This is a genomic window from Rudaea sp., from assembly GCF_036560865.1.
GTDB lineage: Bacteria > Pseudomonadota > Gammaproteobacteria > Xanthomonadales > Rhodanobacteraceae > Rudaea.
Window position 1 is genome coordinate 47,741 of the sequence record NZ_DATBQK010000105.1, and the last position, 8,353, is coordinate 56,093.

General features: G+C 59.0%; 8 protein-coding genes. 6 read left to right on the forward strand and 2 right to left on the reverse strand.

The window, feature by feature from the left end; genetic code table 11:
- Positions 1-13: 13 nt before the first annotated feature.
- Both VIE67_RS10950 and VIE67_RS10955 read right to left on the reverse strand, forming a co-directional pair.
- Positions 14-472 carry a lasso peptide biosynthesis B2 protein gene (locus VIE67_RS10950; RefSeq protein WP_332026117.1) on the reverse strand — a complete coding sequence of 153 codons (459 nt, stop codon included), beginning with the start codon at positions 470-472 and terminating at the stop codon, positions 14-16.
- Positions 462-755, reverse strand: a complete 294-nt coding sequence (locus tag VIE67_RS10955; protein WP_332026119.1) for a PqqD family protein — start codon at positions 753-755, stop codon at positions 462-464. Before VIE67_RS10955 ends, VIE67_RS10950 begins: the two co-directional genes overlap by 11 nt.
- Positions 756-876: 121 nt before the next feature.
- On the opposite strand from VIE67_RS10955, the gene VIE67_RS10960 reads away from it, so the two are divergent.
- From VIE67_RS10960 to VIE67_RS10985, 6 genes are all read left to right on the forward strand, one after another.
- Positions 877-2,508 (forward strand): ABC transporter ATP-binding protein, encoded by a 1,632-nt coding sequence (locus VIE67_RS10960; RefSeq protein ID WP_332026121.1) that lies wholly within the window; start codon positions 877-879, stop codon positions 2,506-2,508.
- A 78-nt stretch (positions 2,509-2,586) separates the two neighbouring features.
- Positions 2,587-3,843, forward strand: a complete 1,257-nt coding sequence (locus tag VIE67_RS10965; RefSeq protein ID WP_332026123.1) for an MraY family glycosyltransferase — start codon at positions 2,587-2,589, stop codon at positions 3,841-3,843.
- 52 nt (positions 3,844-3,895) lie between these two features.
- The gene (locus VIE67_RS10970) at positions 3,896-4,693 is read left to right on the forward strand and encodes a tyrosine-protein phosphatase (RefSeq protein ID WP_332026125.1); all 798 of its coding nucleotides are present in this window, start codon (positions 3,896-3,898) and stop codon (positions 4,691-4,693) included.
- Between the two features lie 30 nt (positions 4,694-4,723).
- Positions 4,724-5,428: a polysaccharide biosynthesis/export family protein gene (locus VIE67_RS10975; protein ID WP_332026127.1), complete on the forward strand. Its 705-nt coding sequence runs from the start codon at positions 4,724-4,726 to the stop codon at positions 5,426-5,428.
- A 31-nt stretch (positions 5,429-5,459) separates the two neighbouring features.
- On the forward strand, positions 5,460-7,769 hold the full coding sequence (locus tag VIE67_RS10980; RefSeq protein ID WP_332026129.1) for a GumC family protein: 2,310 nt from the start codon (positions 5,460-5,462) through the stop codon (positions 7,767-7,769).
- Positions 7,770-7,777: 8 nt separating this feature from the next.
- On the forward strand, positions 7,778-8,353 hold a 576-nt coding region (locus VIE67_RS10985), incomplete at its 3' end, for a J domain-containing protein (RefSeq protein ID WP_332026131.1).

Sequence of the window (8,353 nt, forward strand, 5' to 3'; positions counted from 1 at the left end):
GATCATTTTTTCGTCACGGCGACGGCTGATCCATGTCGGGAAACGCCGAGTAACCCAGGTCCCGTTGACCCAGAGCAACACCTTCGAGTTCGACCCAAGCGTGCGCTTCGACGGCGCTATCGATAATTTTTCTTGCGCCAATACGTAGTTTCACGGGCAGACCCTGCCGTCGCAACCGGTGTTGCACGAGGACTGCCTGGCGCAAACAACTGATGTGGTAGATGCCGTGGGTGCCGGCAATGTTGGCAAGTTCAGCCAGCCGGTTCGCGTTGACCAGATCGTCGCCTGAGCACGGACGAAGCACCGTCTTGCGAGCCAGCCAGGAGAGTCCGTTTTGCGTACGCTTCAAACCGAAAGCTCGAATCCCGATATCGATCAAAGGCAGGGCGAGCGCAAAGGCAACGAGGGTGCGCCGTTCGGCTCGTGGCAGTTGCCGCCAACGCGACCAATGGCGAGACAACTCAATCAACACTCACCAATCCTGCTTCGGCGAGATGGTCAACGATCGTGATCAAGTCGCGTTCCAGATCGCTCGCGGTCACTGTGTATTCATCGAGCAAACGATGATGCGCGTCCTCCAGCAGCGGATTGGAGATCAACAAGGCCCATAGTCGCGCGCCGACCTCGTTGAGGCCGTAATACCGCTCTCCTGTGATATCAAGCACAATGGCTTCATCGCCGGTAGGTTGAATCAGCGCACTTGCCGAGGGCCGGACACGCGAAGCGAGGGTGATCTTGGTCGCGGAGGCGGTCATGAAGGTTTCGTTGAGATGAGTAGGTTGAATGACGTCTGCTAGGGTAGAGCCGACCGCTTCCGGAAGCAAAGTGGCAGGCACACAAGCGCCTCGTCCTGGCGAGGCGGCGGATTACTGTTTTTTGTTCGGACTCCTGCGGCCCTATCGCTGCGCGCTGGGTATCGCCCTGGTTTTGACCCTGTTGCAGAGCCTCGCGGCTTTGGTCAACCCGTGGCTGGCAGGAAGGTTTTCCAGCGCGATCCTGCGTCATGAGGATGTGACCTACCTGTTGCTGGCGTGGTTCCTTCTGTTCGCCGTGCAGAGCATCTTGAGTTACGCGGCGGAATTGCGTCTGCAAAAAACCACCGTGGAATTGATCGCCGACGTCAGCACGCGCGGTTTCGATCATCTGCAATCCTTGCCCCTGCAGTGGTATCATGATCGGCGCCGTGGCGAGGTTCTGTCGCTATTGACCCAGGACGTCAGCCGCCTCGGATATTTCGTCACCCAGACCGCCACCCCGTTGCTGCCCTTGCTGGTGACCTGCGCGGGCGCCGCGTTGATGATGCTGCGCATCGAGCCTTGGATCGGACTCTGCGCCATTGTGATGATCGCAGTCCTGTTCATTGCATTGCGCCTGATCGGGCGACGACTGCGGCCATTGGGCAACGAGGTCATGCAGGCCTATGCCGACCAGAGCGCGATTGCGGAGCAGAACCTGGTGATGCTGCCGATCGTGAAAGCCTACGCCGGCGAAATTGCGGAATCCGATCGGTTCACTTCGCAGACGCATGTGCTGCGCGATCTTGAGATCACCCAGGCGCGACTCGAATCGCGAGTAGGCCCGATCGTACGCGTGGTTTCGGCGTTCGCAGTGCTGCTGCTCCTGTGGCTGGCGAGCCGCGACGTGGCGCAAGGTTTCCTGAGCGCAGGCGATCTCGTCAGTCTGCTGCTCTATGGTTTGTTGCTGACCCAACCGATGAGCGGCCTCGCCAGCGTCTATGGGCGGCTGCAATCGGCACGCGGTGCGGCGCAACGGCTGGTCGCACTGTTTGGCGAGATGCCGGAACCTGACGATGGCCGCTTGGAGCTATCGGCGGTGAAAGGGGAGATCACCTTTGAAAAGGTAAACTTCGGATATCCGGGACGCGGGAACGTACTGGATGAACTCGACCTGCACATTGCGCCTGGGAAAACCGTGGCAATCACCGGGGTGAACGGAGCCGGCAAGAGCACCTTGGTGCATCTGTTGCTGCGTTTTGCCGATCCCGACAGCGGACGCATCCTGCTCGATGGCCACGATTTGCGCGAGCTCAGCCTGCGCAACCTGCGTGGACATATCGGCCTGGTTTCGCAGAACGTTTTGCTGTTCAACGCTTCTGTACACGACAACATCGCCTACGGGCTTGCCGCCGCGACGCGCCAGCAAATCGAGGATGCGGCGCGTGCGGCGCGCGCGCATGACTTTGTCGCCGGTCTGCCGGATGGTTATGCGACGGTTGTCGGCGATCAGGGCATCAAGCTTTCCGGCGGTCAGAAACAGCGCATCGCGTTGGCAAGAGCCTTGCTTAGGAATCCTTCTGTACTGATCCTCGATGAAGCGACCGCGATGTTCGATCCTGAGGGAGAGCGGGAGTTTATCGAGGAGAGCAAGGAATTGTTAAGCCAGCGTACGGTGGTACTGATCACCCACCGACCGGCCAGTCTGGCTCTGGCAGATAGTGTGCTGCGAATGGAGCGGGGCCATCTTGTCGATGTCAGAAAAGCAGGTTAGAGACCTGTGTCGCTAAGTCGAAACGCACTCGGTAAGTAGAAATCGAAGACCCGTTCCCGGCCGGATCATCGATGGAACTTGAATGGCTGGCGGACAAGGATCGCAGAATCCTGTAGACCGGTAACGTCACAGTCAGACAAGCAGCGTCACAATAGCCGCTGCTCGAACAGGATCATTTGCAAGGTAGATGGGGGATTCGTGCTTGAAGTTGGAGACTTCTACAGCTGCGCGGTCGCGTTCACCCTGACTCTCCTGGGGCTGTGGCTGCTGACCCCGCATGCGCGGCGCCTGGGTCTGCTCGACCATCCGGCCGGGCGCAAGGATCACTGTTGTCCTACGCCGGCGACCGGTGGCATCGCCATGCTGGGGGGCGTGCTGATCGCGGGAATCTTCTTTGTCGGCGACAGCGGTGTCGCTTCGCTTGGCTTCGCGCTCGCTGCAACCATTGTGATACTGGTCGGTGTGCTGGACGACAAACACGATTTGTCGTGGAAAACCCGGATTGGAGGACAGGCGATCGCCGCCTTGGTCATGGTTTATCTGGGTGGCATTCGCGTCGAGCAACTGGGCGACATCGTTGGCCTGCCGCCCGGTTCGCTGGGATTGCTGTCGGTACCGTTCACGGTATTCATAACCATCGGCATCATCAATGCGATCAACATGATCGATGGAGCAGATGGATTGGCCGGATTGCTGGTACTCAGCGCCCTGCTGATGTTCGAGGCCGCAGCGCTGTATTCGGGCAATACGGCTGTATCTCTTCGGCTGCCGGTCTTCATTGGCGCCGTGGCGGGATTCCTGATCTACAACCTGCGTTTTCCCTGGCAGCCGCGCGCGAAAATTTTCATGGGCAATGCGGGCAGCGCCTTTCTCGGTCTGGCGCTCGCGTGCTTCGCCGTGCGCTTGACGCAGAATCCCGCGCATCCCGTGAGCCCCGTGCTGGGTCCGTGGTTGATTCTCGTCCCGATCATCGACTGCCTGGTACTGATGATTCGCAGACTGCGCAGCAAGCGATCCCCATTTTCGGCAGACCGCGATCATATCCATCACCTGATGATCGAGAGCGGGTTCGGACCCACGCGAGCGGCAGTGGACCTTGCCCTGTTCAGTTGTGGCTGCGGTTTGGCGGCTGCTCAATTGCTGCGCCTGCATGTACCGCATGTTTTTCTGGTCATTGCCTTTGTCGGACTGTGTGTGCTGTGGTATTGGATGAGCGCTCGCCGGACTCGTGCGATAAAGTTCTTCAAATGGCTTCGCCGCCCGATCCTTTTGCGTACCGATGATCCCGAGTTCCCGTCGGAGTCGGATCAGCGGGTAAACACGGAGCTGTCGTAGCGCGATACATCTGCAGGCGGAACAACCTGCTTGCGTCGTACTCCCCCAATCGATGATCGATCTTCATTGCCACATACTTCCCGGGATCGATGACGGCGCAGCCGACCTTGATATGTCGCTGGCCATGGCGCGGATCGCGGCGAACGACGGCATCCGTACGATTGCGTGCACACCGCATATCTATCCGGGGTTGTACGAAAATACGGCCAGCGGCATTCGCGCCGCGATCGCGAATCTGCGGAGCGAATTCGACAAGCGTGAAATTCCGCTGCGCCTGGTGGAAGGCGCGGACGTGCATCTCGAACCGGATCTGGCCGCCAGCATCCGCGCCGGGCGGGTGCCCACGCTGGCGGGCTCACGCTACCTCTTGCTCGAACCACCGCATCATGTCGCACCGCCGGGGTTTCAGGATGCGGTATTCAAGTTGGTGGTCGCGGGGTATGTGCCGGTCATCACCCATCCTGAACGGCTGACATGGATCGAAGACCACTACGAGGAGTTTGTGAAGTTGGTCGAAATGGGCGTCTGGATGCAACTTACCTCGGGCAGCCTGACCGGGCGATTCGGAAAATCTCCCAAATATTGGTCCGAGAAAATGCTGGACGAGGGAATGGTTCATATTATTGCCACCGATTCGCATCATTCGGCACGACGTCCTCCGCTGCTGAGCGAAGGACGCGAGGCCGCGGCGCGGCGTGTCGGCGCAGATGAGGCCGAGCGGATGGTCGTCACGCGGCCTCAGGGTATCGTTGACGACATGAGCCCAAGCGACTTGTTGGTACGGTTCGACAGGCCGAGCCCTTCGAAAACCTCGCGAAGCTTTTGGAAATCCTTGCTCGGTAGGGCATAATCCGCGGCCCGGAAGGGCAAGTACGTACCTATGAAGTTGCTGTTTTTTCGCTTTTTTGTCGCTTGTTTCGTGGCCATCGTGCTCGTTGGCTGCGATTCGGTGCCAGTACGCACGACCCATCCGGCGGGCGTTCCACTGCCGCCGCCGGATACGACGAATGCTTCCGGTGCCTATCAGGGGCAGTCGGACTACCGTATCGGCGCGCAGGATCTGCTCGATGTCACGGTCTTCGGTGTGCCCGACCTGAGCCGGACCGTTCGCGTCAACTCGAACGGGCAGATTTCCCTGCCGTTGATCGGTGGGGTGCAGGCGGGGGGACACACCATTCCCGAGCTCGAGCAAGCTCTCGCGGATCTATTGGCAAAGAGTTATTTGCAAAACCCGCAAGTCAGCGTCTTCGTCAAGGAGTTCACGAGCCAGAGAATCACCTTGGAAGGCTCACTGAAAAACCCGGGTATCTATCCGATTACCGGGAAAACGACACTGCTCCAGGCAGTCGCCATTGCAGGCGGGTTGGATCCACTCGCCGACTTGAAAGGCGTCGTGGTATTCCGTCAGATTGAAGGAAAGAAGATGGCGGCCCTGTTCGATCTGCGCCAAATTCAGGCGGGAAGGAGTTTGGATCCGCAAGTCTTTGGCGATGACGTGATTGTGGTGGAGCAGTCTGGAAGCAAGTCCGCGGAGCGCAGGGTACTCGAAGCCATCCCGATAATCGGCTTGTTCCTGTTGCTTTAGTTTCTGTACGGTTACCGGACGAGAAAGCACGATGAGAGACGACAAATTTCCGGTCCCGCCTGGCGGCGGCGAGGATCAATTCCCAATCCGCCAAGACCCCCAGGGAGCAGGTCGCAAAGTAGCCGTACTCAATCCCGGCCAATCCATTTCGCCACAGATTTCAGATAGTCAACGCGGCGCGGAACAGAACGAAATCGACCTGCTCGCATACTGGCAGTTGCTGGTAAAGCGACGCTGGTTGATTCTTGGGATCATTTCGACGGTCGTCGCTTTGGCCCTGATCCAGACGCTGCTGACCACCCCGATCTACCGGGCAACGGCGGTCATCCAGATCGAAAAGGACAGTATCCAGGTCATGGATGTCCACGGCGTGTCGCAGACGGATATCGACTACGACCCGAGTTATAACCAGACCCAATTCGGATTGTTGCGAAGCCGTTCGCTTGCCGAGCGCGTGGCTGAAGATCTGAATCTGACAGACAGCGGCGTGGGCCAACGACTTGCAGCGCCAACGTGGTGGCGACGTCTGTTCGGATTGCTGGGGTTTGGATCACATGCGACCAATCAGCCCCAATCTCCGGGCAAGGATCTCGACTCCGCTCCAGGTGCCAAAGCCGGAAAGTTGCGCGCCGCCGCCGGCATAGTCCAAGGTGGCCTGTCGATCGACCCCGTGCGCAACTCGCACCTAGTGCAAATCAATTTCGACAGCGTCATCCCGGCATTCTCCGCCCAGGTTGCGAATGCCGTCGCGGATGGATTTATCGCATCGACCATGGATAGGCAGTTCGGCGCTTCGTCCTATGCGAAGAAGTACTTGGAGGAGCAACTGACGCAGTTGAAATCGCGCCTCGAGGACTCGGAGCGGGCGCTGGTCGAATTCGCACAGAAGGAAAATATCGTACCGACCAAGGACGGTACTTCGCTCGTCGCGGAAAATCTTTCCGACCTCAATGCTTCAATGGCGAAGTCGCAGGATCAGCGTATTCGTGCGGAGGCGCGCTGGAATGCCGCGAAGTCGACAAGCGGCATGGCGCTGCCGGCAGACATGCTCAGCGGCAATCCTGTTCTGCTGACCCTTCAGCAGCAGCACGCGCAGCTGCAGGCGCAGTACCAAAACAACTTGCAGACGTACAAGCCGGACTATCCGTCCATGTTGGCCCTGAAGGGGCAGATCGACAACGTACAAAAACAGATTGCGGGCGAGTTCGCCAATGTGCGCTCCTCAGTCAAGGCAGAGTATGACGCTGCCGTCGCGCAGCAAAAAATGCTCGAGGCGCAAATCGACAAGCTGCGAGTGCAGACTCTCGATGTCGACAGCCGCAGCATCCAATACAACATCCTCAAACGCGACGCGGATACGAACCGTCAGCTCTACAACGCGTTGCTGCAGCGCTACAAGGAAATCGGCATCGCGGGTGGCGTCAAATCCAGCAATATCTCCATCGTGGATCGCGCCGAAGTTCCCGGTGGACGTTATGCGCCCAGTCTATCGCGCAATCTCGGCGTCGGTTTGCTGTTGGGTTCCATGCTTGGAATCCTGATGGCGCTGCTGCTGGAGTATCTCGACGACACCCTGAGAACGCCGCTGGATATCGAAAAGCATCTGCACCTTCCGGTGCTCGGTATCATTCCGAAGCTCAACAAGGAGTCGACCGAGGAGGTACAGAAAGACCCACGCTCAGCGTTTTCCGAGAGCTACCGTTCAGTGCGTACGGCGCTGCAGTTTTCCACTGATCGTGGTACGCCGAAGGTGTTGCTGATTACCAGTCCGGCTCCTGGCGAAGGCAAGTCGACAGCGGCACTGACACTGGCGCGGGGACTTTCGCAGCTGGGTAAACGTGTGCTGCTTATCGAAGGCGACATGCGCCGCCCGTCGCTGGGCAAAACACTGCGCGTGTCGGCAGACGTTGGGCTGAGCAACCTGCTTGCAGGTGGATCCACCATGGCGCAGACCGTCATGAAGACGGAAAACCCGCGTCTTGACCTTATCTTGTCAGGCCCGGTGCCACCCAATCCGACCGAACTGCTGGCCGGGCCGAAAATGATTTCCCTGCTGCTCACGGCGGGGGAAAAATACGATCAGATCATCATCGATGGGCCGCCGGTGCTGGGCATCGCCGATGCTCCGGTGCTGGCGAATATCGCGACCGGTACCTTGCTGGTCACGAAGGCGGGAGGAACCCGGATTTCCTCGGCGAAATCGTCGATCAAGCGGCTGTGGGGAGCACACGCGCGCCTGATCGGGGCGATGATCAATCAGCACAATTACAAGACCGTGGCATACGGCTATAACTACTACGGCTATAGTTATGGCGACACATTGAAGCTCAACAAGAAATAGGGTCGGCGATGGCAAGCGAAGCGCTGGAGCTCGCACTTGCTTTGTATCGCGCGCCCGTTCAGCGCCATGCGCTGCGCGGCATGGAATTGCCGCAGGATATCGGCGTTGTCATCCAGCTGGCGTCGGCGCCCCAGCCTCTCCTGCACGATCTGGCCGGCGAGGTCAACGAAACCGAAGTCGATATAGTTGAGGCAGCGCGGTTTTATCTGCAACAGGCGTTGTTCCAGCCCGACGCCGACGCGTACCGGGTGCTCGGTGTGCGCAAGGACACCACGCAGGAACGTATTCGCGAACACTATCGTTGGCTGCAACGCTGGTTGCATCCGGATCGCCGCGGCGAGGATTGGGAAGCGTCGCTGGCCACGCGCGTGAACTGGGCGTGGGGGCATCTACGCAACGACGACGCGCGCCGTGCTTACGGAGTGGAATGCGCGAGACCCCTAACGGAAAACTCCGGCGTGCATACGTTCACACCGTTGCCGACAGGCAGGTGGAAGACGGTATCGTCAAGAAGGCTGGTGGGCAAATGGTCGAAGCGTATCGCCCTCGGTATTTCGTTCGGTACCTGCCTAGGATTGCTTTAT

Bases quoted from the DNA above. Each gene is read 5' to 3' on its own strand.
- VIE67_RS10955 (WP_332026119.1), bottom strand. From the start codon at position 755: ATGACCGCCTCCGCGACCAAGATCACCCTCGCTTCGCGTGTCCGGCCC.
- VIE67_RS10970 (WP_332026125.1), top strand. From the start codon at position 3,896: ATGATCGATCTTCATTGCCACATACTTCCCGGGATCGATGACGGCGCA.
- VIE67_RS10975 (WP_332026127.1), top strand. From the start codon at position 4,724: ATGAAGTTGCTGTTTTTTCGCTTTTTTGTCGCTTGTTTCGTGGCCATC.
- VIE67_RS10980 (WP_332026129.1), top strand. From the start codon at position 5,460: ATGAGAGACGACAAATTTCCGGTCCCGCCTGGCGGCGGCGAGGATCAA.